This is a genomic window from Streptomyces sedi, assembly GCF_006335015.1.
Taxonomy (GTDB): domain Bacteria; phylum Actinomycetota; class Actinomycetes; order Streptomycetales; family Streptomycetaceae; genus Streptomyces; species Streptomyces sedi.
This window is the reverse complement of sequence record NZ_VDGT01000001.1, coordinates 44699-65767: the sequence shown is the minus strand read 5'-3', so window position 1 is coordinate 65767 and position 21069 is coordinate 44699. Positions and strand designations below refer to the sequence as shown.

General features: G+C 72.7%; 18 protein-coding genes, 1 tRNA gene and 1 pseudogene. 11 read left to right on the top strand and 9 right to left on the bottom strand.

All coding sequences use genetic code 11. The features are described from left to right. Positions 1-149 precede the first annotated feature (149 nt). Together FH715_RS00315 and FH715_RS00310 are read left to right on the top strand one after the other, a co-directional pair. Positions 150-1325: an ABC transporter substrate-binding protein gene (locus tag FH715_RS00315; RefSeq protein WP_139639946.1), complete on the top strand. Its 1176-nt coding sequence runs from the start codon at positions 150-152 to the stop codon at positions 1323-1325. 2 nt (positions 1326-1327) lie between these two features. Next, positions 1328-2152, top strand: a complete 825-nt coding sequence (locus tag FH715_RS00310; RefSeq protein ID WP_139639945.1) for an ABC transporter ATP-binding protein — start codon at positions 1328-1330, stop codon at positions 2150-2152. A gap of 330 nt (positions 2153-2482) precedes the next feature. On the opposite strand, the gene FH715_RS00305 is transcribed toward FH715_RS00310, so the two are convergent. The 6 genes from FH715_RS00305 to FH715_RS00280 all read right to left on the bottom strand — a co-directional run bounded on the left by FH715_RS00305 (position 2483) and on the right by FH715_RS00280 (position 8635). Further along, positions 2483-3835, bottom strand: coding sequence for a cytochrome P450 family protein (locus FH715_RS00305; RefSeq protein ID WP_246108458.1), 1353 nt, complete (start codon positions 3833-3835; stop codon positions 2483-2485). A gap of 47 nt (positions 3836-3882) precedes the next feature. Next, complete coding sequence (locus FH715_RS00300) at positions 3883-4491, bottom strand: GTP-binding protein (RefSeq protein ID WP_139639944.1); 609 nt, start codon at positions 4489-4491, stop codon at positions 3883-3885. Further along, positions 4463-4840, bottom strand: a complete 378-nt coding sequence (locus tag FH715_RS00295) for a DUF742 domain-containing protein (protein WP_139639943.1) — start codon at positions 4838-4840, stop codon at positions 4463-4465. The genes FH715_RS00300 and FH715_RS00295 overlap by 29 nt, the downstream gene beginning before the upstream one ends. After that, positions 4837-5235, bottom strand: coding sequence for a roadblock/LC7 domain-containing protein (locus tag FH715_RS00290; RefSeq protein ID WP_097229367.1), 399 nt, complete (start codon positions 5233-5235; stop codon positions 4837-4839). The genes FH715_RS00295 and FH715_RS00290 overlap by 4 nt, the downstream gene beginning before the upstream one ends. Further along, positions 5232-6416 (bottom strand): ATP-binding protein, encoded by a 1185-nt coding sequence (locus tag FH715_RS00285; protein ID WP_139639942.1) that lies wholly within the window; start codon positions 6414-6416, stop codon positions 5232-5234. Before FH715_RS00285 ends, FH715_RS00290 begins: the two co-directional genes overlap by 4 nt. Positions 6417-6811: 395 nt before the next feature. After that, positions 6812-8635, bottom strand: a complete 1824-nt coding sequence (locus FH715_RS00280) for an acyl-CoA dehydrogenase family protein (RefSeq protein WP_425472630.1) — start codon at positions 8633-8635, stop codon at positions 6812-6814. 584 nt (positions 8636-9219) lie between these two features. On the opposite strand from FH715_RS00280, the gene FH715_RS00275 reads away from it, so the two are divergent. From FH715_RS00275 to FH715_RS00265, 3 genes are all read left to right on the top strand, one after another. Continuing rightward, positions 9220-10449 (top strand): LLM class flavin-dependent oxidoreductase, encoded by a 1230-nt coding sequence (locus tag FH715_RS00275; RefSeq protein WP_139639941.1) that lies wholly within the window; start codon positions 9220-9222, stop codon positions 10447-10449. Positions 10450-10474: 25 nt separating this feature from the next. After that, positions 10475-11824: an NtaA/DmoA family FMN-dependent monooxygenase gene (locus FH715_RS00270; protein WP_139639940.1), complete on the top strand. Its 1350-nt coding sequence runs from the start codon at positions 10475-10477 to the stop codon at positions 11822-11824. A 431-nt stretch (positions 11825-12255) separates the two neighbouring features. Beyond that, positions 12256-13053, top strand: a complete 798-nt coding sequence (locus FH715_RS00265) for a class I SAM-dependent methyltransferase (RefSeq protein WP_139639939.1) — start codon at positions 12256-12258, stop codon at positions 13051-13053. A 32-nt stretch (positions 13054-13085) separates the two neighbouring features. Here the strand turns inward: FH715_RS00265 and FH715_RS28680 are convergent. From FH715_RS28680 to FH715_RS00250, 3 genes and pseudogenes are all read right to left on the bottom strand, one after another. Beyond that, positions 13086-13250, bottom strand: a pseudogene (locus tag FH715_RS28680) (ATP-binding protein); the annotation flags it as partial. Between the two features lie 275 nt (positions 13251-13525). Further along, complete coding sequence (locus FH715_RS00255; RefSeq protein ID WP_139639938.1) at positions 13526-14107, bottom strand: hypothetical protein; 582 nt, start codon at positions 14105-14107, stop codon at positions 13526-13528. A gap of 159 nt (positions 14108-14266) precedes the next feature. Next, positions 14267-14338: transfer RNA gene (locus tag FH715_RS00250), tRNA-Arg, on the bottom strand. A 157-nt stretch (positions 14339-14495) separates the two neighbouring features. Between FH715_RS00250 and FH715_RS00245 the strand changes: the two genes are divergently transcribed. The 6 genes from FH715_RS00245 (at position 14496) to thrB (ending at position 20977) form a co-directional block, all read left to right on the top strand. Further along, complete coding sequence (locus tag FH715_RS00245; RefSeq protein WP_139639937.1) at positions 14496-15005, top strand: response regulator; 510 nt, start codon at positions 14496-14498, stop codon at positions 15003-15005. Next, positions 15002-15775: a DALR anticodon-binding domain-containing protein gene (locus tag FH715_RS00240; protein WP_139639936.1), complete on the top strand. Its 774-nt coding sequence runs from the start codon at positions 15002-15004 to the stop codon at positions 15773-15775. Before FH715_RS00245 ends, FH715_RS00240 begins: the two co-directional genes overlap by 4 nt. A 70-nt stretch (positions 15776-15845) precedes the next feature. Next, positions 15846-17237: a diaminopimelate decarboxylase gene (lysA, locus tag FH715_RS00235; protein WP_139639935.1), complete on the top strand. Its 1392-nt coding sequence runs from the start codon at positions 15846-15848 to the stop codon at positions 17235-17237. Positions 17238-17379: 142 nt separating this feature from the next. Beyond that, positions 17380-18681, top strand: a complete 1302-nt coding sequence (locus FH715_RS00230; protein WP_139639934.1) for a homoserine dehydrogenase — start codon at positions 17380-17382, stop codon at positions 18679-18681. 69 nt (positions 18682-18750) lie between these two features. Next, complete coding sequence (gene thrC / locus FH715_RS00225) at positions 18751-19833, top strand: threonine synthase (protein WP_211367343.1); 1083 nt, start codon at positions 18751-18753, stop codon at positions 19831-19833. A 217-nt stretch (positions 19834-20050) separates the two neighbouring features. Beyond that, positions 20051-20977 carry a homoserine kinase gene (gene thrB / locus FH715_RS00220; RefSeq protein ID WP_139639932.1) on the top strand — a complete coding sequence of 309 codons (927 nt, stop codon included), beginning with the start codon at positions 20051-20053 and terminating at the stop codon, positions 20975-20977. The last annotated feature ends 92 nt before the right edge of the window (positions 20978-21069 follow it).

The window sequence follows — 21069 nt, the reverse complement described above, 5'->3', positions numbered from 1 at the left end:
CGTCTCGCGCGGGCCGCGCCCGGCACCACCCCACCCCTACTCCCCGCGCCTCGGCACCCCTATCAGCGTCGCCTCCGTCACCCTGCTCCTCCGTCACCCGGCACCTTTCTCGCCCGTTCCCTCCGTCCCGCACGACCGAAGGATGACCCATGGCCCTGCGCACATCCCTCAGTCCGAAGCGTTCGACCGGCCAGCCGCGCCCGCGCCCGGCGCGCGCCCGGCGCACCGCCCTGCTCGCCGGGGCCTGCGCCCTCGCCCTCGCCGCCTGCGGTGGCGGCGGTGGCGGCGGCGGGTCGGGCTCCGCCGACGGCACGGACGAGGTCACGCTCCAACTGAACTGGTATCCCTACGGGGAACACGCCCCCTTCTACTACGGCGTGGAGGAGGGGATTTTCGAGGAGCACGGCATCTCGCTCTCCATCGAGGCGGGCCAGGGCTCGGCCAGGACCGTGCAGGCTGTCGGCCAGCGGGACTTCGACTTCGGCTGGGCCGACGCGCCCGCCGTGCTGGCCAACATCGACCAGGGCGTCAACGTCCGGTCCGTCGCCGTCTTCCTCCAGTCCACGCCCTCGGCGGTCCAGGTCTTCAGCGACACCGGCATCGAGGAACCCGGGGATCTGCGCGGCAGCACCATCGCGGTCTCCGCCGGCGACGCGGTCACGCTCACCTTCCCGCTCTACCTGGACGCGGTCGGGCTGGCCGAGGGCGACGTGGAGCAGCAGAACCTCGACTCGGCCGGCAAGAACGCCGCGATGATGGTCGGCCAGGTCGACGGGCTGATCGGCTTCGCCCACGACCAGGGCCCGACGCTCTCCCACGAGAGCGGCAAGGAGGTCAACTACCTGCGCTACACCGACGCCGGGCTGAACTTCTTCAGCAACGGCCTGATCGCCCACGGCTCGACGCTCGCCGACGACCCGGAGCTGGTGGAACGGATGGTGGCCGCCACCTCGGAGGCGTTCGAGGCGGCGCGGCAGTCGCCGGAGGACGCGGTGGCGGCGATGGACGACGGCGATCCGCAGATGCCCAGCGCCGAGGTGCTGCTCAACCAGTGGGAGGCGACGATCCCGCTGCTGGCCACGGAGAACACCGAGGGCCAGGCGCCCGGCACCACCGACGAGGCGGACTGGCGGCAGACCATCGAGACGCTGGCCGAGGCCGGGCTGATCGACGAGGCGAGGGAGACGGAGGCGTACTTCGACGCCTCGTTCACGGGCGGCGGTGCGGCGGGCGACACCTCGGGCGATGCTGCGGACAGTGATGCCGGTGATGCCGGTGATGCCGGAGACGCGGGTGACGCGGGTGACGCGGGGGAGGGGGAGTGACGATGGCGGCCGAGACCGTTGACGGCGCGGCCCGGGGCGCCGGGGCGCCGTCCGAGGCGCCGATGGTGGACATCCGGGGGCTGGACGTCACCTTCCACTCCAAGGGCCGCACGGTGCACGCGCTCAGCGGCATCGACCTGGCCATCGAGCCCGGCGAGTTCCTGACCATCGCCGGCCCCTCGGGCTGCGGCAAGTCGACGCTGCTGCGCGTCATCGCCGGGCTGACCGAGGCGACGGCCGGCGAGGTCACGCTGCGCGGGACGCCGGTCGAGGGCGCACGGCGCGACGTGGGCTTCGTCTTCCAGCGCGCGGCGCTGCTCGACTGGCGGAACGCGCGGGGCAACATCCTCTTCCAGGCCGAGATGCGCGGACTGCCCAAGGCGTGGGCGCGCGAACGGGCCGACGCGCTCATGGAGATGACGGGGCTGACCGGCTTCGAGAACGCGATGCCCTACGAACTGTCCGGCGGAATGCAGCAGCGGGTCTCCCTGTGCCGGGCCCTGCTGCACGAGCCCGACGTGCTGCTCATGGACGAGCCGTTCGGCGCGTTGGACGCGTTGACCAGGGAGAACATGAACGTCGAGCTGCGCAGGATCTGGGAGGCCACCGGCATGACCGTGGTGCTGGTGACCCACTCGGTGGCGGAGGCGGTCTATCTGGCGTCGCGTTCGATCGTGATGGGGCCGCGGCCGGGGCGGATCATCGAGGAGTTCCCCATCGACCTGCCGGGGCACCGGGAGTACGAACCGACGCTGGAGAGCCCGGAGTTCCGCCGGGTCTCCGGCAGGGTGCGGGAACTGCTCGGCTCGGCGGCCCACGCGGAGTAGCCTGCCGGCGGCGTGTGGTCGACAACTCACCTTGCTGGTGGGGCGCCGTTGTCGTCTGCGGGGTGGTGCGGATGCACCGCGCAGTTCCCCGCGCCCCTTGGGGGTGCGTCGTGGCGGGGGTTCTCTCTGACCTGCGGGTTTGTCGCGGGTCTGTGCCACGGTGCACCTTGGGGGCGCGGGGAACTGCGCGAGCAACCAGCTGGCGGGGCGTGGTCGACCGCGGTGGGTAAGCACCCGGGACCGTGGTCGTCCGCCGCGAGCAACCGGCTGCCGGGACCGTGGTCGACCGCGGTGGGTAGGTACCCGGGACCGCGGTCGACCGTCAGCCGTTCAGACGCGGAAGATCTCCAGGAAGCTGCTCCAGAAGCCCTTCTTCGGTGGCGTCTTGCCCGAGCCCGCCGGGGGCACCGGGATGGGGGCCGCCGGCTGGGCGCCGGAGCCGGCGGCGGCGCGGGTGCCGGAGGTCCGGAACGCCGACGCCGTGCGGGTGGCCGGCGCGGGGCTGAACTCGACGGGCAGGGTGGCCAGCGCCCGGTGGAACGGGCCGGGCCGCCAGGCCAGTTCGGAGGCCGGCTGGCTGAGCGCGATGTCGGGCAGCGCGTTCAGCAGCTGCTCGATGGCGGCGACCGCCACGACCTGCGCGAGGCTCTTGGCCGGGCAGGCGTGGGGGCCCGCGCCCCAGGCGAGGTGGGCGCTGCGGCTGTGGGCCTGGCCCGCCTCGGTGAGCGCCGGGTCGTTGTTGGCGCCGGCGAAGCTGATGACGACCGGGGTGTTGGCCTTCGCCAGGACCCCGCCGAGGTCCACGTCCTGCAACGGGAAGTGGGTCGCGTAGTTGGCGATGGGCGGGTTGTTGAGCAGCACCCGGTCGAGGGCGTCCTCGACCTGCATACTCGGTTCGGCGCCGCCCCGTTCCAGCAGCAGGAGCAGGGAGTTGGCGATCAGGTTGCGTTCCGGCTCCACGCTGGCGCCGATCAGCATCACCAGCTGGTCCTTGAGCTCCTCGTCGCTGAGCCCCGCGGAGTGCTGGACGAGCCAGGAGGTGACGTCCTCGTCCGGGGTGCGGCGCTTGAGGGAGACCAACTCCAGGAAGCAGGCGGTCAGTTCCTCGCTGGCCGCCTGCGCGTCGCGGCCGTCGAACATGTCGGCCATCGCCGTGGTGACCCGGTCGCCGATGGTGGCGGGCGAGCCGAACAGCTTGTTGATCAGCAGCATCGGCAGCAGCTTGGCGTAGTCGTTGATCAGGTCCGCCCGGCCGGTCTCGCTGAACCGGTCGATCAGATAGGCGGCGATCGGTTCGACGTCGCGCCGCACCCGCGCCACGTTGAGCTTGTCGAGGCTCTCGGTGACGGCCTTGCGGAGCCTGAGGTGCTGGGCGCCGTCGGTGAACAGGCAGTTGGGCCGGTAGACCATCATCGGCAGCACCGGGCTGTCGAGGGGGATGCGGCCCTCGTTCAGGTCGGTCCAGCGCCGCCCGTCCCGGGCGAAGAGACCCGGGTTCTGGAGGACCCGCCGGGCGGTCTCGTGCTCGACGACGAGCGTCGCTTCGACGCCGGGCGCGAGTTCGACGGGGCCGGCCGGGCCGTGCGCCCTGAGGTAGTCGTAGACCTTCTCCGGGGCGTCGGCGAAGCCCTGGTCGTACATGGGGCATCTCGCCGCACCGGCGGCGGGGTTGTGCTCGTCCATCTTCGTGTCCTTTGGGGGCCCGGGCCCTTGGGGCCCGGTGAGGGGGGTCAGGCCGCGCGGTCGAGGAGGTGACGGACCAGGGCGATCAGGGCCTCGTTGGAGGAACGTCGGTCGCGCGCGTCGCAGTAGACGACGGGGGTCTCCGGGAGCAGGTCGAGCGCCTCGCGGATCTCCGCCTCGTCGAACTTCTCGGGGTCGGCGAAGGAGTTGACCGCGATGGCGTAGTCCAGGCCGTACTCGTCGAGCAGGTCGATGACGGGGAAGGTCTCCTCCAGCCTGGCGGGGTCCACCAGCAGCAGGGCGCCCAGCGCCCCGCGCGCCATGTCCTCCCAGACCTGGATGAAGCGGTGCTGCCCGGGGGTGCCGAAGAGGTAGAGCACCAGCTCGTCGCTGAGGGTCAGTCGGCCGAAGTCGAGCGCCACGGTGGTGGTCGCCTTGTTCGGCACGCCGCGCAGGTCGTCGACGTGTACCGACGCCTGGGTCATCTTCTCCTCGGTGCGCAGCGGAGCGATCTCGGAAAGCGACCCGATGAAGGTCGTCTTTCCCACCGCGAAATGGCCCACCACCAGGATCTTCGCGGCGGCGGTCACGTCGTCGGAGACGTAGATGGATCCGTTCACCGCGGCGTCAGCCGATGTTGAGGGCTTCGAGTCCATGCAGAACCTTCTCCAGAATCGGTCGGGGAACGCCCTGCGCCGGGGGCGGTTCGGCGCGGCGCAGGAGGTGGCCCTGATCGGCCAGGTCGGACAGCAGCAGCCGGGTGACCCCGACCGGCAGGCCGAGGTGGCCGGCGACCTCGGCGACCGACAGATAGCCGCCGGCGCAGAGGTCCCAGATGGCCCGCACCTCGGGGCTGGCGCCGGGCGGCAGCGTTCTGCCGGGCGCCAGACACACCAGGGCGTGCAGGGCGAGTTCGCCTTCGGAGGGCAGGGTGCGGCCCCCCGTGATGACATAGGAACGGACGAATCCGCTGGTCGCCGGGGTTTCCTCGTGGGGGGAACTCATGCGTCCGAGTCCGCGGTCAGACGAGGAGCCGCGCTCATGGCCTTGGCCAGCGCGCCCGTGGTCTTCTGCATCCGGATCGACATGGCCTCCATGTCCACGTCCAGGGTGGTCGAGACGGCGAGGTAGGAGCCGCTTCCGCCGGCGATCAGGAAGATCCAGCCGCCGTCGAACTCGATCAGCGTCTGCTTCCAGTGCCCGCCGTCGCCGAGGAACGAGGCCACGCTCCGGCAGAGGGACTGGAGGGAACTCATCGCCGCGGCGTTGCGTTCGGCGTCGTCCCGGTCGATGCCGTCGGAGCGTTGCATGAGCAGGCCGTCCGCCGAGACGAGGATGGCGTGGCGTGCCCCGCGCACTTCGAGCACGTCGTTCAACACCCAGGACAGATCTGCGCTCACTGGTTCTGAGGTCCTTCCGTGTTGTCTGAGTCGCGGCCGAGCGCGGTGCCCCGCGCGAACGCCTTGAGGCGTGAAGCGGTCTCCGCGTTGACGTCGTCCGCGCCGTGCTCCGACGGGGACGACGGCACCACCGTGACGGCGCCGCCGCGGCGCCGGCGGCGCTTGGGGAGGCCGCCGGCCGTCTGCCCGATGACCAGGGAGGCGATCGGGGTCGGCTTGTCCTCTTCCTCGTCCTCGTGGGACGTGTCGAGCGCGACCGGTTCCGGGGTGGGCAGCTCCGCCGTCAGCAGGCTCTCCGGTACCCGGATGACGGCGCGCACGCCGCCGTAGGGCGAGACGGCGTCCACGGAGACGTGGAACCCGTAGTGGGCGGCGAGCTTCCCGGAGAGGGCGAAGCCGAACTTCGGCGGGTCGCCCAGGCTGGTGATGTCGACGGCGCCGCCGGAGGAGAGCAGGGACGCGGCGCGCGTCTTCGTCTCCTGGTCCATGCCGAGGCCGGCGTCGTCCACGATCAGGCAGATGCCGGTCGGCACGGGCTGCACGTTGATCTCGACGGGCGAGCCGGGCGCGCTGTACTTGGTGGCGTTGTCGAGCAGTTCGGCCAGCACCATGGCGACCGGTTCGACGGCCCGGCTGGAGACGGCGACGTTCGCCTGGGAGTGGATGCGCACCCGCTCGAAGCTGCGGATGCGGCCCTGCGCGCTGCGCGCCACGTCGTACACCGAGGCGTCGCGGTCCCTGCGGCCGAGCCAGCCGCCGCAGAGCACCGAGATGCCCTTGGTGCGGCGGCTGAACTGGCTGCCGGTGTGGTCGACCAGCATCAGGTCGGCGAGGAACGCGCGGTGGTCCCCGTATTTCTGCTGGAGCTCGTCCAGCAGGGCCAACTGCTCCTCGGCCAGGGTGGCCAGGGTGCCCACCGCCGACTTCAGGGTGGCCTTGGTCGCGGACTCCGCGTCCTTGCGCACCTCCTCAAGATCCGAGGCGTGCCGGGAGCTCTCACTGGAGTGGCGCGCCCGGAGGTCAGTCAACTGACCGCGTGCGGTGGTGAGTTCACCCTGAAGGGTGTTGTTGCTCGCGCGGAGTTGGACGTTGGTTCTCCGCGCTCGCGTCACTGCGAGGACCGCAGCGATGAGCACCACAAGCAGGACCCACAGAAGTGGGTCCGCAAACAATGACGTCATGAGACTCTCTTCAAGTCGCCTCGCGTCGGGATACCGATCGCTGGGGAAGCCCCCGGCAAGCGACCGCCGCGTTGCGGCCGTGGGGCTTTACCGGCGGATCAACGATCGCTCCTTCACGATGGGGCTGCTGTGGCTGTTCCCCCGTCGGCGCATGTGACGCACCGTCAGCCCGCTGAAAAGCGTATTGATCTTAACAGCCGGCGCCCCTGTCGAAGACCGTTCGAGGGCTCGGACGAGCGGCGGCGATGTGCCGGAACGCTGACGAATGTGAACGCCCGGCAGTGGCGTTGTGCCTGATCGGAGCCTCTTCGACGGTGAGGGGGCGGTGGACGTGGGGGGCGCGTGCCCGCCGCGGCCACCGCCGGGTCAACGGGCCGCGGGAGGCGCTACCCGCGTCACGCGGGGACCGTTTCGGTGTGCAACATGGGGTGACGGTCCGTCAGTTCCCCGAGGGTGTGGAAACCGTCCGTGAGCGTCAGGGCGTGCGGCAGCAGCGCGCCGACGACCGACTCGACCGTCTCGGGCAACTGCCTGACCTGGTCGGCGGTGAGCCGCTCGTGCGCGAGCAACTCCCCGCTGTGCGCGGCCACATACCGCAGCGCGAAGAGACGCTGAAGGTCCGTCAGCAACGCGCGGGTCTGATCGTCGCCGGCCCGTTCGGCCGCCGACAGCACCGCGCGGGCGGCGAGACGGTGCGCGTGCGCCTCCACCAGCGACAGCGCGTGGCCGGACGCGCCGTTCCAGCGGTCCAGCGGGGAGCCGGCCCGACGGTCGCGCAGCCGGGTCCTGGCGCGCTGGTGACGCGTCCGCTCCAGGTCGGCCAGCAGGTCGAGCAGATGGTGCGGGTCGAGCAACGAACGTTCGCCGGGCGGCACTTCCGCGACCGGTTCCGGGGCGAAGCCGCCCAGCAGCATCTCGCCCGCGGCCTTGACCCAGATGACGGTGTTGTCGCCCTCGGCGGTGATCGTGCCCTCGTTCGCCGCGAGTTGACCCGCGATGCCGTTGGCCAGCAGCAGCCCCTGCGCGCCGCAGCGCTCGCGGCACTCCGTCATGACCAGCCGGGCCTGCCAGGTGATCCAGCCCTTGGCTATGGCCACCAGCCGTTCGGCGTCCTCCCGCTCCTCGTCGCCCTCGGCGCGCGACCAGCGGTCGGTCACCTCCCGCTGGAGGAAGTTGGCCGCGTACGTCGTCGCCAGCGCCTCGACCAGCGGGGTGTGGTGGGTGCGGTGTGCGAAGAGCGGCACCCGCTGGCCGCTGGTCATGCCGGAGGTGACCCGCTGGTGGGAGTGGCGCACGGCGACGGCCAGGGCGTGCCGCATGGTGCCCAGGCTGTAGGCGCTCATGCAGAGCTTTCCGCTGGTGACCCTGCCGATGGAGCGCAGGAACCGCTTCCGGGGGCTGCCCAGCGAGGAGGTGAACGCGCCGTCCGGGGTCAGCCGGCCGTGGTCGCCCTGGAGCATCGCGGTCAGCGGCAGCCGCACCCCGCGGAAGGTGGTGGCGCAGTGGTCGACCGGGCTGCTGGCCGTCTGCGGCAGCGCCTCCGCCTCGACGCCCGGCAGATGGCGGCCGTGCGCGTCGGTCAGCGGCGTCAGAAAGAGAAAGACACCCTCGTCCTTGCCGTCGATCACCAGACGGGCAGCGACCAGGGCGTCCTTGGGGCCGCCGGTGGTGGACGTGTTGGGCATCCATTTGCGGGCGCCCGGGTCCGGGGTCTCCAGAAGTAACGTCCCGGTGGCGCGGTCCAGCGTGGCTGTCGTCCTGAGCTGGGCGGCGTCGTTGCCGTGGGCCCGCTCCGTGCACAGGAAGGTGCCGACTCTCTCCATCCGGAGATAGGGGCCCAGGTCCCGTTCACCGTGGTCGTGATCGAGCAGGCTGCCGAGGAACAGGTTGTAGTGGATGCTCAGGATCGTGGCCAGGCCGGCGTCCACGACGCCCGCCCACTCGTGCAGCGCGCTCAGCGCCTCGGCGTCCCGGACCAGCGCCTCCGGATCGGGAAGGCCCGCGTTCACGACGCGCAGCCGCTGGTACGACAGCGCGATGCGCTCGTCGTGGGTGAGCCCCTCCTGGTAGTCGAAGACGGCGGAGCCGAAGAAGTCCCGCAGCGGTTCGTGGACGGGCCGCCGCGTCGCGAAGAGCAGCTCCCTGAGGGTGGACGACGGGGCCGGTGGGGTCGTCGAGGTCAACTGTGGCGCGTGTGCGGAGAGGTGAGTGACAGTCACCGGAGAAAGTTACCCCCGGGTGGCCGAGAGTGACGTTATGAGGTTGAACACGATTGGTGGGGCGGAATATGCGGTAGGTGATTCCGTGCCCTGTGGGGCGGCAGTGGCCCCGGTGCCCGCCGCCGGCTCCCGGGGGTCCGTAGACAGGGCGTGAGTCGCCGCGTTAGCGTTCTGCCACCACCGGCTGTCGGGCCGGTCGTCGAGCGCGGGCCCCGTTCCCGGGGTGCGCGCGTCCCGCCGAAGGGGGTCACGCCTTGGCCGCGCTCCACGCGCCCGCCGCGTCCCGTCGGTTGACCAGGCGTCTCCCCATCGACCTGGTCCGTTCGGCCAGTTCCCTCTGTCGCTGACGCCCTCCGTTCCCCGCCCCCGGCCGGGGCGCGTCCGCTGACCTGGCGAAACGTTCCCCTCGCCCCGCCCACCCCCGCGCCGCGCGGCTTCTCCCGTGCGCCCGAGGCGCGTTCCGCGGCGGACCTCTCCCTCTCTCTCCCGACCGGCGGGTGCGCCGCCGGCCGCCGTTCCGCGCCCGCGCGTTCCGCACCGGCATGTTCCGGCACGTTCCCCGACAGGCAAGTGAGGCCACTCCCATGCCCCCTTCCGCCCCGTCGTCCCCGACCCCCTCCTCCTATCCGCTCCATCTCGCGGTCGCCCTGGACGGCGCCGGCTGGCACCCGGCCGCCTGGCGCGAACCCGGGGCCAGGCCCGACGAGTTGTTCACCGCCCGCTACTGGGCCGACCTGGTGACCACCGCCGAGTCGGGGCTGCTCGACTTCGTCACCATCGAGGACTCGTTCTCCCTCCAGTCCGCCCGCCTCGACGGCCCCGACGGCAGGACCGACAGGGTGCGCGGCCGGCTCGACGCGGTACTCGTCGCCTCCCGGATCGCCCCGCTGACCCGCCACATCGGGCTGGTCCCGACGGCGACCACCACCCACACCGAGCCGTTCCACGTGGCCAAGGCGATCGCCACCCTGGACCACGTCAGCGGCGGCCGTGCCGGCTGGCGGGTGCAGGCGTCACGCCCCGCGGAGAACCCGCACTTCGGCCGTCGGCCCGTCGGCCACGTCCAGTACACCGACGACAGTCCCGAGGCCAGGGCCTTCATCGAGGAACACTTCGCCGAGGCCGGCGACTTCGTCGAGGTGGCCCGCCGGCTGTGGGACAGCTGGGAGGACGACGCCGAGATCAGGGACGCCGCCACCGAGCGCTTCATCGACCGCGCCCGGCTGCACACCGTCGACTTCGACGGCCGCTGGTTCCGGGTGCGTGGCCCCGGCATCGTGCCGCGCCCACCGCAGGGCCAACCGCTGGTGACGCTGCTGGGCCACGGCAGCGTGCCCTACCGGCTCGGCGCCCGCTCGGCCGACATCGTCTACGCCACCCCGCACGACGCGGACCAGGCGCGCGCCGTGGTGGCGGAGATCCGTGCCGCGCAGGAGGAAGCCGGACGCGGGGAGGAACGGCTCCACGTCTTCGGGGACGTCGTGGTCCTCCTCGGCGAGACCAGGGCCGCCGCCCAGGCCCGCGCGGCGCGGCTGGCCGAGCGGGCGGGGGAGCCGTTCACCAGCGACGCGCCGATCTTCGTCGGCACCGCTTCGGAGCTGGCCGACACCCTGCTGGAGTGGCGGAGCGCCGGGCTGACCGGCTACCGGCTGCGCCCCGCCGTACTGCCCGACGACCTCGAAGCGGTCGTCGGCGCGCTGGTGCCCGAGCTGCGGCGGCGCGGAGTCTTCCGCGGCACCTACGCGCCGGAGAGCCTGCGCGCCCGCCTCGGCCTCCCGCGCCCGGCCAACCGCTACGCGACGACCGCCCGTTGACCCCAGGACTGGACGGAGACCACCCATGACCGAGTCGGCACGGCCGCGCAAGCGGATCATCCTGGGCGCCTTCCTCAGCGGCGTCAACCACCACACCGTCTGGTCGGCCCCCGAGGCCGGCAGCCAGATCGCGTTCTCGTCGTTCGAGCACCTGGCCAGGACGGCCGAACGCGGCAAGTTCGACTTCTTCTTCCTCGCCGAGGGGCTCGCGCTGCGCGAACGGTCGGGGCGGGTCTTCGACCAGGACGTGGTCGGCCGCCCCGACACCCTCCCGGTGCTGGCCGCCCTGGCCGCCGTCACCGAACACCTGGGCCTGGTCGGCACCCTCAACACGACCTTCAACGAACCCTACGAGCTGGCCCGCCAGCTGGGCAGCCTGGACCATCTCTCTGGCGGGCGCGCCGGGTGGAACGTCGTCACCTCCTTCGACGCCTTCACCGGACAGAACTTCCGACGCGGCGGCTATCTGCACCGGGACGACCGCTACGTCAGGGCCGACGAGTTCCTGGCGGCGACGCACCGGCTGTGGGACGCCTGGGGCGAGGAGGCGATCGTCGCCGACAAGGAGAGCGGACGCTTCCTCAGGCGGCCCGAGGACGGAACGGAGCTCGGCGCGTTCTCCTTCCAGGGCGACCAGTTCGACATATCCGGTCACTTCACCACCCCGCGCCCGCCGCAGGGCCGGCCGGTGATCCTCCAGGCAGGGGTCTCGCCCGGCGGCCGGGACTTCGCGGTCCGGCGCTCCGACGCCATCTTCTCGCCCTACCGCCACCTCGACGAGGCCCAGGAGTTCTACCGGGACATCCAGCGCCGCGCCGCCCTCGCCGGGCGCGCGCCCGGCGAGGTCAAGATCCTGCCGTCGGCGTCCTTCGTCCTCGGCGACACCGAGGCGGACGCGGTCGAGCGGCACCGGCACATCGCCCGCCAGCAGGTCACGGGACAGACCGCGCAGATCCTGCTGGAGGCCGTCTGGAACCGGGACCTCTCCGGGTACGACCCCGACGGGCCGCTGCCCGACATCGACCCCGACCCCGAGGGGCCGCCCGTCATCCAGGGGCGGGCCCGCCTCCACCAGGACGCCCACCAGACCGTCGCCGAGTGGCGCGCGTTGGCCGAGGCGCACGACTACTCGCTGCGCGAGCTGGCCCTCCACGTCTTCGGCCGCACCGACTTCGTCGGCACGCCACGGCAGGTGGCCGACCTCATCGACGCGTTCGTCCAGAACGACGGCTCGGACGGCTTCATCCTCGGCTCCCATCTGACCCCGACCGGCCTCGACGAGTTCGTCGACCGGGTCGTCCCCCTCCTCCAGGAACGCGGCGCCCTGCGCACCGAGTACACGGGCACCACGCTCCGCGACAACCTGGGGCTGTGACACGACAGGGTGACCACCGTTCCCGCGCCCGGGGCCGAGTCGACGGTCAGCGTGCCGCCGGCCTGCCGGGCGCGGGCCGCGTCGCGGCGGCCGGGGCGTAGCGCGGTCGCGGCCGGCCCGGGCGGCGGCCAGCCAGCGTGCGTCGGGGTCGGGCCCCGTACCGTTCCCCGTCACCGCGTCCCCACCGTTCGCTCCCCTGCGCGCCCGCGCGCCCGCGCGCCCGCGCGCCCGCTCGTTCGCCCGTCCGTTCACCCGTTCGTCCGGGCTCGCCCCCACGTATACAAGCCCGCCCCCGGGCCCGCGTCATCCGGTCAGCCGACATCGGCATGGCCCGGCGGGGCAGGAGGGGCCGGCCGGGCGTCCGACGTGCGCGGCGGCGCGGGTCGTGAGACTCCTGGGGACAGGGTTCCCCGAGGAAGAACGAGCCAGCCATGCCGCAGAAGCCCAGGATCGAGAAGCTGAGGGCCAACCGCGCCTCCCTCGGCCACCGCGTGGCCTACGCGCTGCGCCACCCCGGCCGGGTGCCACGCCATCTGCGCCGCACCGTCCGCGACGCCTGGCTGTGGCGCCGCTCGGCGGACCATGTGGCCTACTACCGCGAGGTGATGCGTTCGGACACGCGCCGCGACCCGGACCTGGCCGTGGGCGGACGCAGCCGGGAGCGGTGGCTGGCGCTCGGACAGATGCAGTTCGACTACCTGGTCGGCCACGGGCTGCGCCCGGAACACCGCCTCCTGGAGATCGGCTGCGGCAACCTGCGCGCCGGCTGGCGGTTCATCGAGTACCTGGAGCCGGGCCACTACTACGGCGTCGACATCTCCCCCGACATCCTCTTCGCCGCCCAGGACACCCTCCGGGAACAGGGCCTCCAGGAACGGCTGCCGACCCTGACGCCCGTCCGGGACCTGAGGCTGGGGTTCCTGCCCGACGGCGCGTTCGACGTGGTCCACGCGCACAGCGTCTTCTCCCACTCGCCGCTGTCCGTGATCGAGGAGTGCCTCGCCCACGTCGGCCGCCTCCTGGCGCCGGGCGGCTGGTTCGACTTCACCTTCGACCGCACGGAGGGCGAGGAACACCACGTGCTGCGCGAGGACTTCTACTACCGCACCGAGACCCTCACCACCCTCGCCGCCCACCACGGCCTGACGGCGCGCTTCATGGACGACTGGGAGGCACTCCCGCACGGTCAGTCCAAGATCCGCGTGACGCACCCGCCGACGCCGGGGTGAACGGGGTCTTCGGGGATCAGAGGATCAGGGGATCAGCGGGGCCGCCATGCCCTGAGAAGTTCGTCCGGCCCGAAGACCGCCTGAAGGCCGGAACAGGCGGTGCCGTTTCGGGAGGCCGCGACAAGCGGGATCGGTTCGTCGGTGAGCGCGGCCCTGTGCTTGTGCGGGGCGGCCAGGTCATGGGCGTCGAGAGGAGATCCCGTCGTAGCGACATCATCCGCGACACGGAGAAAGTACCGGCAGCGATACTGTCGGCTCCGCAACTCTTCTCGGGTTCCGCGAGGCGTCGTGGCCTGTCGTGCTCGGCTGCGCGGGGGTTTCTCGGCGGTGATACCGGACGGACCGCATTCGCCTTCCACGGGTGCTTGCGCCGGGCCGGAGGCGCGCATGTGGGGAGGACGGCGTGGAGGGAGAGCTCAGTCAGCCGCTCGGTGCGGAGGCGGGTCCTGGTCTGCGACCGGGACGCGCGTGATCAGCGTCCTTCGGGCCGCTCATCCGAGGGGTGGACCCGCTGGCGTTCGAACTGTTCAAGGCGAGCGACGTGTGCGGGGAGCGCGGCCCGCGCCTTGCGTCGACTCCACGTCATGAGCCAGCCGCCGAGCCCCGCCGCCACCAGGGGCAGGAGCACCGCGGCGGGGGCCGACACCTTGGCGAGGGCCCAGGCCCCGATGAGGGTGAGGGACATCAGGACGCCGAAGGCCAGGAGCAGCTGCCGCCACGGGTGGTGCCGTTGCTGGTGGACGGCGATGCGGTAAGCGGCGGCATCGTCCGGGGAGACGCCAGAGGCGGGCGGCGGGGTCGGCCAGCAGGAAGCCCACCAGGCGCCGGACGCGCGGTAGTGGTAGTCCGCCCAGGCCGCGCGGCGTCGCGCTTCCTCGCTGTCGTCGCGGACGAACCTCATCCGGTACCGCACGGGTCGGACCGTCATGAGGTAGTCGTCAAGGGCGTAGCCGTACTCGTGCGCGATGGCGACCACGCGGGCCGGGGCGTGGCCGACGGTGAGCGAGACGTGCTCCTGGCCAGCGAACGACGGAATGATCTCGTGGTCCTTCACCCGTCCCCTCCTTGCCGCCGGGCGCTCTCGAAGCCGATGAGCAGCGGACATGGCCGGTGCCGTCAGGGCGGAGCCTGATAAGGGAAGGAAGAAGGTAAAGCGGCGAAACGCCAGCACCCGAACTCGTCAGGAAACCGTAGACCGTTCCCTCGTTCTGGGTGCCCCCGGCAGGATTCGAACCTGCGCACACGGCTCCGGAGGCCGTTGCTCTATCCCCTGAGCTACGGGGGCGCTTGGCGCCTTGGTTGGCGACGGAGAGAACACTACCAGCTCGGTCGGGGTGGCTCGCACCGGTTGTTTCCGCACGTGGGTGCGGAGGCGAGTACTCCCGGGTAGAAGTTGCCGGAAAGGCCGGACGGCGGCGGTGGTACGCGCTTACGCTGGCTTCGTGCCAGGCGCTCCCGGCCGGGTGCTGGTGGTGGACGACAGCCAGGTCATCCGGCAGCTGATCAGGGTCAATCTCGAACTTGACGGGTTCGAGGTCATGACCGCCTGCGACGGCGCCGAGTGCCTGGAGCGGGTGCACCGGTTCCGACCGGACGTGATCACTCTGGACCTGGCGATGCCCCGGCTCGACGGTCTCGGTACCGTCGACCGGTTGCGGCTGGACCGCAGGACGCGGCACATCCCGTTGCTGCTGGTGTCGGCCAGCGTCGACCCCCGGCCGCCGGGTGCGGGGCCGCCGCCCTGGCTGGCGCGCGCCCCCGGCGCACGCGACGGGGAAGGCCCGGACGCGCCGCCGGGTGGCGGGATCGACGCCGTGCTGAGCAAGCCGTTCGAGCCGGCCGAACTGGTCGGTCTGGTCAAGTGGTTCTGCGTCGAGGGCAGGCGGCGGGTCGTCCAGTTGGTGAAACCGCTGGCCGAGTGCGCCCCCGCCTCTCGTACGCTTGCTCCGTGACGCCGACCCAGCTCTCCCACGCCGTGCTGCGCTCCGTGCGCGACGCGGTGGACGGTGGTGAGCTGCGGGTCGCCGAGCTGCCCGAACGGGCCGCGCTGCGCCGCCCGCCCCGGCACGTGGGCGCCCATGTCTGGTCGACCGGGATCGCGCTGCGGCTCGCCGGCCCCGCGGGGCTGCCCGCGCCCGAGGTCGCCGCGCTGCTGCGGCGGCGGCTGGCCGCGGAGCCGGGCGTCGCCGGTGTCGACGTGACGGGCGGCGGCTTTCTGACGATCGCGCTGGCGACCGACGCCGACGCCGCCCTGCTGCGCGCCGTTCTCGCCGCCCCGCCGGCCCCCGGCCCTCCCGACGACCCCGCCGCGGACGCCGCCCGTTGGGCGGCCGTCGCCGGCGGCGACCCGGCGGGCGGGCTGCTGGTCCAGCGCGAGGAGAACCCGCTGTTCCTGGTGCGGTACGCCCGCGCCCGCTGCGCGGGCCTGGTCCGCGCGGGCGCGGACCTCGGCGTGGTCGCCGACCCCGGCGCCGCCCCGTTCGAACTGCCCGCCGAACGCGAGCTGTTGACGGCGCTCGGCGACGGCGGTCGCCCGGCCTCCCGGCTGACCGCGATCGCCGACGCCCTGCTGACGGTCGAGGCCGCCCGCCCCACGCTCCCGACGGGGGACGAGAAACCCGGGGCCGTCCACCGCGCCCGGCTGGCCCTCGCCCAGGCCGCCGGGACGGTGCTCGCCGACGGCCTGACCGCCCTGGGCATCAGCTCTCCCGAGCGGCTGTGAACCCTCCGGGGCACCCCCGAAACGAGGCGCGGCCCGCCAGATCCGAGGAAGATCCGAGGAAAGTCACCCCATGAGTCGTTCCGCCCACCCCGCAGGCCCCCGCCATGCCGACGTGCTGCCCGAAGGCCACTATTCGGCGCCCCCGGTCGACCTCAACGCCCTGGACCCGAAGGTCTGGGCACGCACCGTGCACCGTGGCGCCGACGGCGTCGTGACCGTCGGCGGGATGGATGTCCGCGCGCTGGCCGAGGAGTTCGGCACCCCCGCGTTCGTGCTCGACGAGGCCGACTTCCGCGCCCGTTGCCGTGCCTGGCGGGACGCCTTCGCGCCGGACGCGGACGTGTTCTATGCCGGGAAGGCGTTCCTCTCGCGCGCCGTGGTCCGTTGGCTGCGCGAGGAGGGGCTGAATCTGGACGTCTGCACCGGCGGCGAGCTGGCGACCGCGCTGGCCGGCGGGATGCCGCCGGAGCGTATCGCGCTGCACGGCAACAACAAGTCCGTCGCCGAGATCGAGCGCGCGGTGGCGGCCGGCGTCGGCCGCGTGGTGCTGGACTCGTTCCAGGAGGTCGAGCGGGTGGCCGAGGTCGCCCGCCGCCACGGGGTGCGCCAGCGGGTGCAGATCCGGGTGACGGTCGGCGTCGAGGCGCACACCCACGAGTTCATCGCGACCGCGCACGAGGACCAGAAGTTCGGCCTGGCGCTCGCCGACGGCTCCGCGCTGGAGGCGGTGCGCCGCGTGCTGGCCGCCGACAGCCTCGAACTGGTCGGGCTGCACTCCCACATCGGTTCGCAGATCTTCGACATGGCGGGCTTCGAGGTCTCGGCCCGCCGGGTCGTCGGGCTGCTGCGCGAGGTGCGGGACCGGCACGGCGTCGAGCTGCCGGAGATCGACCTCGGTGGCGGCCTCGGCATCGCCTACACCCCCGACGACGACCCGGCCGAGCCGCACCAGATCGCCAAGGCGCTGCGGGACATCGTCCACCGCGAGTGCGAGGCGGCCGGCCTCGCGCTGCCGCGTCTGTCGGTGGAGCCGGGGCGCGCGGTGGTGGGGCCGACGGCGTTCACGCTGTACGAGGTGGGCACGGTCAAGCCGCTGGAGGGGCTGCGCACCTATGTGAGCGTCGACGGCGGGATGTCGGACAACATCAGGACCGCGCTCTACGACGCCGAGTACTCGGTGGCGCTGGTCTCCCGGGCCTCCGCCGCGCCTCCGCTGCTGGTGCGGGTGGTGGGCAAGCACTGCGAGAGCGGTGACATCGTGGTCAGGGACGCTTATCTGCCCTCCGACGTGGCGCCCGGCGACCTGGTCGCTGTGCCGGCCACCGGCGCCTACTGCCGGTCGATGGCCAGCAACTACAACCACACGCCGCGCCCGCCGGTGGTCGCGGTGGCCGGCGGGATGGCGGGTCCGCTGATCCGCAGGGAGACGGAGGAGGACCTGTTGCGGCTGGACGTGGGGTGAGCGGGGCGGTCGCCCGCCGCCGGCGGGCGACCACTTCCCGGACCACTCCCCGGTTGATCACGTCCGCATGGTGAACGTGGCGGGGCGGCGTGGCCCCGGTGCGTGAGACTGGTAGTTCCGAGTGAGCTGAAAGGCTGGTCGAATGGTGGGCACTCGCTCGTCGCGCCCGTTGAGGGTGGCGCTGCTTGGCTGCGGCGTGGTCGGTTCGCAGGTGGCCCGGCTGTTGCTGACGCAGGCGGACGACCTCGCGGCCCGGGTCGGCGCGCCCGTCGAGCTGGCGGGGGTCGCGGTGCGTCGCCCGGACCGGGTGCGCGAGACGGTGCCGCCGGAGCTGGTCACCACGGACGCGGCCGGTCTGGTGGCCTCGGGCGACATCGATGTGGTGGTCGAGCTGATCGGGGGCATCGAGCCGGCCCGGACGCTCATCGACAGTGCCTTCGCGCACGGCGCGAGCGTGGTCACGGCCAACAAGGCGCTGCTCGCCCAGGACGGCCCGGCGCGGTACGCGGAGGCCGAACGGCACGGCGCTGACCTGTACTTCGAGGCGGCGGTCGCCGGCGCCATCCCGCTGCTGCGGCCGTTGCGCGAGTCGCTGGCGGGCGACCGGGTCAACCGGGTGCTGGGCATCGTCAACGGCACGACCAACTTCATCCTGGACCGGATGGAGTCCACCGGCGCCGGCTACGGCGAGGCGCTGGCCGAGGCGTCGGCGCTCGGCTACGCGGAGGCCGACCCGACGGCCGACGTGGAGGGCTTCGACGCGGCGGCTAAGGCGGCGATCCTGGCCGGCATCGCCTTCCACTCGCGGGTCAGCCTGGACGACGTGCACCGCGAGGGGATCACCGAGGTCACCGCCTCGGACATCGCCAGCGCCCGCGCGATGGGCCGCACGGTCAAGTTGCTGGCCATCTGCGAACGGTCCCAGGACGGACGCTCGGTGACTGCCCGGGTGCACCCGGCGATGATTCCGCTCAGCCATCCGCTGGCCTCGGTGCGCGAGGCGTACAACGCGGTCTTCGTCGAGGCCGACTCGGCCGGGCAGTTGATGTTCTACGGCCCCGGCGCCGGCGGCGCGCCGACCGCGTCGGCGGTCCTGGGCGACCTGGTCGCGGCCTGCCGCAACAAGCTCAACGGGGGCCGCGGCCCCGGGGAGTCGGCGTACGCGCGGCTGCCGGTCCGCCCGATGGGCGAGGTGGTCACCCGGTACCACATCAGCCTCGACGTGATGGACAAACCGGGCGTCCTGGCCCAGTGTGCGCAGGTCTTCGCCGATCACGGGGTCTCCATCGACACGGTCCGGCAGAGCGGCAAGGACGGCGAGGCCGAGCTGGTCGTCGTCACCCACCGGGCGCCGGACGCGGCGCTCGGCGCGACCGTCGAGGCGCTGCGTGGGCTGGACACGGTGCACGGTGTGGCCAGCATCATGTACGTCGAGGGTGAGTGAACGGCGACACCGTGCACAGCGCAATCCACCCCACGGGAAGCCTTCCCCGGGGCGAGCAGAAGGAATGAGATGGGCATGAACGCATCCACCCGCGCCAACGGGCAGTGGCGCGGCGTGATCGAGGAGTACCGCGACCGGCTCCCGGTGACCGGGCGGACACCCGTCGTCACGCTGGGCGAGGGCGGCACCCCGCTGGTCGCGGCGGAGACGCTCTCCGAGCGCACCGGGTGCGAGGTGTACCTCAAGGTGGAGGGCGCCAACCCGACCGGTTCCTTCAAGGACCGCGGGATGACCATGGCCATCTCGCACGCCAAGGAGGCCGGCGCCCAGGCGGTGATCTGCGCCTCCACGGGCAACACCTCCGCCTCGGCCGCCGCCTACGCGGTGCGCGCCGGGATGGTCTGCGCGGTGCTCGTGCCGCAGGGCAAGATCGCGCTGGGCAAGATGGGCCAGGCGCTGGTCCACGGCTCGCGCATCCTCCAGGTCGACGGGAACTTCGACGACTGCCTGACACTGGCCCGCGGCCTGTCGGAGAAGTACCCGGTGGCGCTGGTCAACTCGGTCAACCCCGCCCGCATCGAGGGCCAGAAGACCGCGGCCTTCGAGGTCGTCGACCGCCTCGGCGACGCCCCCGACATCCACGTGCTGCCGGTGGGCAACGCGGGCAACATCACGGCCTACTGGAAGGGGTACGGCGAGTACGCGGCCGACGGGCTGGCCACCCGCACCCCCCGGATGTGGGGCTTCCAGGCCAGCGGCGCCGCCCCGATCGTGCGCGGCGAGCCGGTGAAGGACCCGACCACCATCGCCACCGCGATCCGCATCGGCAACCCCGCCTCCTGGACGCAGGCCGAGGCGGCGCGGGACGCGTCCGGCGGCTTCATCGACGAGGTGACCGACCGTCAGATCCTGTCCGCCTACCGGCTGTTGGCCTCCCGCGAGGGCGTCTTCGTCGAGCCGGCCTCGGCCGCCTCGGTCGCCGGGCTGCTGAAGACGGCCGAGGCCGGCGGCCTGGAGCGCGGGCAGCGCGTGGTGTGCACGGTCACCGGCAACGGGCTGAAGGACCCCGACTGGGCGGTGGCCGGCGCGCCCCGGCCCATCGTGGTCCCGGTGGACGCCGACGCCGCCGCCGAGCGGCTTGGCCTGGCCTGACGCGCCGGCACGCCCCGTGTTCCGCGACACCTGACGGCCCTGTATCGCGTCTGAACCTTCCTTCGATAGGCTGGTATTCGTCCCGGAGTGGTCAGCCACTCGTGGCCGTACGCGCCCGAGTGGTCCACCGTCCGATACGCGCCGCCGTGTGCTCCCGTGTGCCGCGTGTCCGCAGGGGACACGCGCCGCACATCTCACCAAGGAGAGTCATCGAGCGATGGCCCATCCCGCCTTCCGCGCCGCCGCGGTCCGCGTCCGCGTGCCCGCCACCAGCGCCAACCTCGGCCCCGGCTTCGACGCCCTGGGCCTGGCGCTCGGTCTCTACGACGACGTGGTGGTGCGGGTCGCCGAATCCGGGCTGCACCTGGACATCGCGGGGGAGGGCGCCGACTCCGTCCCGCGCGACGAATCCAACCTGCTGGTCCGCACGTTGCGCACCGCGTTCGACGCGCTCGGCGGGCAGCCGAGGGGACTTGAGATCGTCTGCGCCAACCGCGTCCCGCACGGGCGCGGCCTCGGCTCCTCCTCGGCGGCGATCTGCGCGGGACTGGTCGCCGCACGGGCCGTGACGACCGGCGGCGAGGCCAAGTTGGACGATGTGGCGCTGCTGGAGCTGGCCTCCGAGATCGAGGGCCACCCGGACAACGTGGCGGCCTGTCTGCTCGGCGGATTCACCCTGGCCTGGGGCGAGTCGGGGGCGGTGCGCGCCATCCGGATGGAGCCCGCGGCGACCGTGGTCCCGCTGGTGTTCGTGCCGGCGCGCCCGCTCGCCACCGAGACCGCGCGCGGGCTGCTGCCGCGCGCCGTTCCGCACGCCGACGCGGCGGTCAACGCGGGTCGCGCCGCGCTGCTCGTCGAGGCGCTGACCAGGCGCCCCGAGTTGCTGCTTCCCGCCACGGACGACCGGATCCACCAGGACTACCGCGCGCCGGCGATGCCGGAGAGCATGGAGCTGGTGGGGCGGCTGCGCGCCGAGGGCGTGCCGGCGGTCATCTCGGGCGCGGGGCCGACGGTCCTGGCGCTGGCCGACGAGGCCCAGGTCGACAAGAGCGCGCTGCTGGCCGGCGAGGGCTGGGCGGCCAACCGACTTTCCCTGGACACCGCGGGCGCCTCGGTGCTCCCGCTGGCCGGGGCCGCCGCGTGAGGCGCCCGTGCGGCGCCCGGCGCGCGGCGGACGGGCACGTCCGCGCATACGCCGGCGCGCTCGGGGAAACGCACGTGAAGAACCGCGGAGAG

Bases quoted from the DNA above. Each gene is read 5' to 3' on its own strand.
- FH715_RS00315 (WP_139639946.1), top strand. From the start codon at position 150: ATGGCCCTGCGCACATCCCTCAGTCCGAAGCGTTCGACCGGCCAGCCG.
- FH715_RS00310 (WP_139639945.1), top strand. From the start codon at position 1,328: ATGGCGGCCGAGACCGTTGACGGCGCGGCCCGGGGCGCCGGGGCGCCG.
- FH715_RS00305 (WP_246108458.1), bottom strand. From the start codon at position 3,835: ATGGACGAGCACAACCCCGCCGCCGGTGCGGCGAGATGCCCCATGTAC.
- FH715_RS00300 (WP_139639944.1), bottom strand. From the start codon at position 4,491: ATGGACTCGAAGCCCTCAACATCGGCTGACGCCGCGGTGAACGGATCC.
- FH715_RS00295 (WP_139639943.1), bottom strand. From the start codon at position 4,840: ATGAGTTCCCCCCACGAGGAAACCCCGGCGACCAGCGGATTCGTCCGT.
- FH715_RS00285 (WP_139639942.1), bottom strand. From the start codon at position 6,416: ATGACGTCATTGTTTGCGGACCCACTTCTGTGGGTCCTGCTTGTGGTG.
- FH715_RS00275 (WP_139639941.1), top strand. From the start codon at position 9,220: ATGCCCCCTTCCGCCCCGTCGTCCCCGACCCCCTCCTCCTATCCGCTC.
- FH715_RS00270 (WP_139639940.1), top strand. From the start codon at position 10,475: ATGACCGAGTCGGCACGGCCGCGCAAGCGGATCATCCTGGGCGCCTTC.
- FH715_RS00265 (WP_139639939.1), top strand. From the start codon at position 12,256: ATGCCGCAGAAGCCCAGGATCGAGAAGCTGAGGGCCAACCGCGCCTCC.
- lysA (WP_139639935.1), top strand. From the start codon at position 15,846: ATGAGTCGTTCCGCCCACCCCGCAGGCCCCCGCCATGCCGACGTGCTG.
- FH715_RS00230 (WP_139639934.1), top strand. From the start codon at position 17,380: ATGGTGGGCACTCGCTCGTCGCGCCCGTTGAGGGTGGCGCTGCTTGGC.
- thrC (WP_211367343.1), top strand. From the start codon at position 18,751: ATGGGCATGAACGCATCCACCCGCGCCAACGGGCAGTGGCGCGGCGTG.
- thrB (WP_139639932.1), top strand. From the start codon at position 20,051: ATGGCCCATCCCGCCTTCCGCGCCGCCGCGGTCCGCGTCCGCGTGCCC.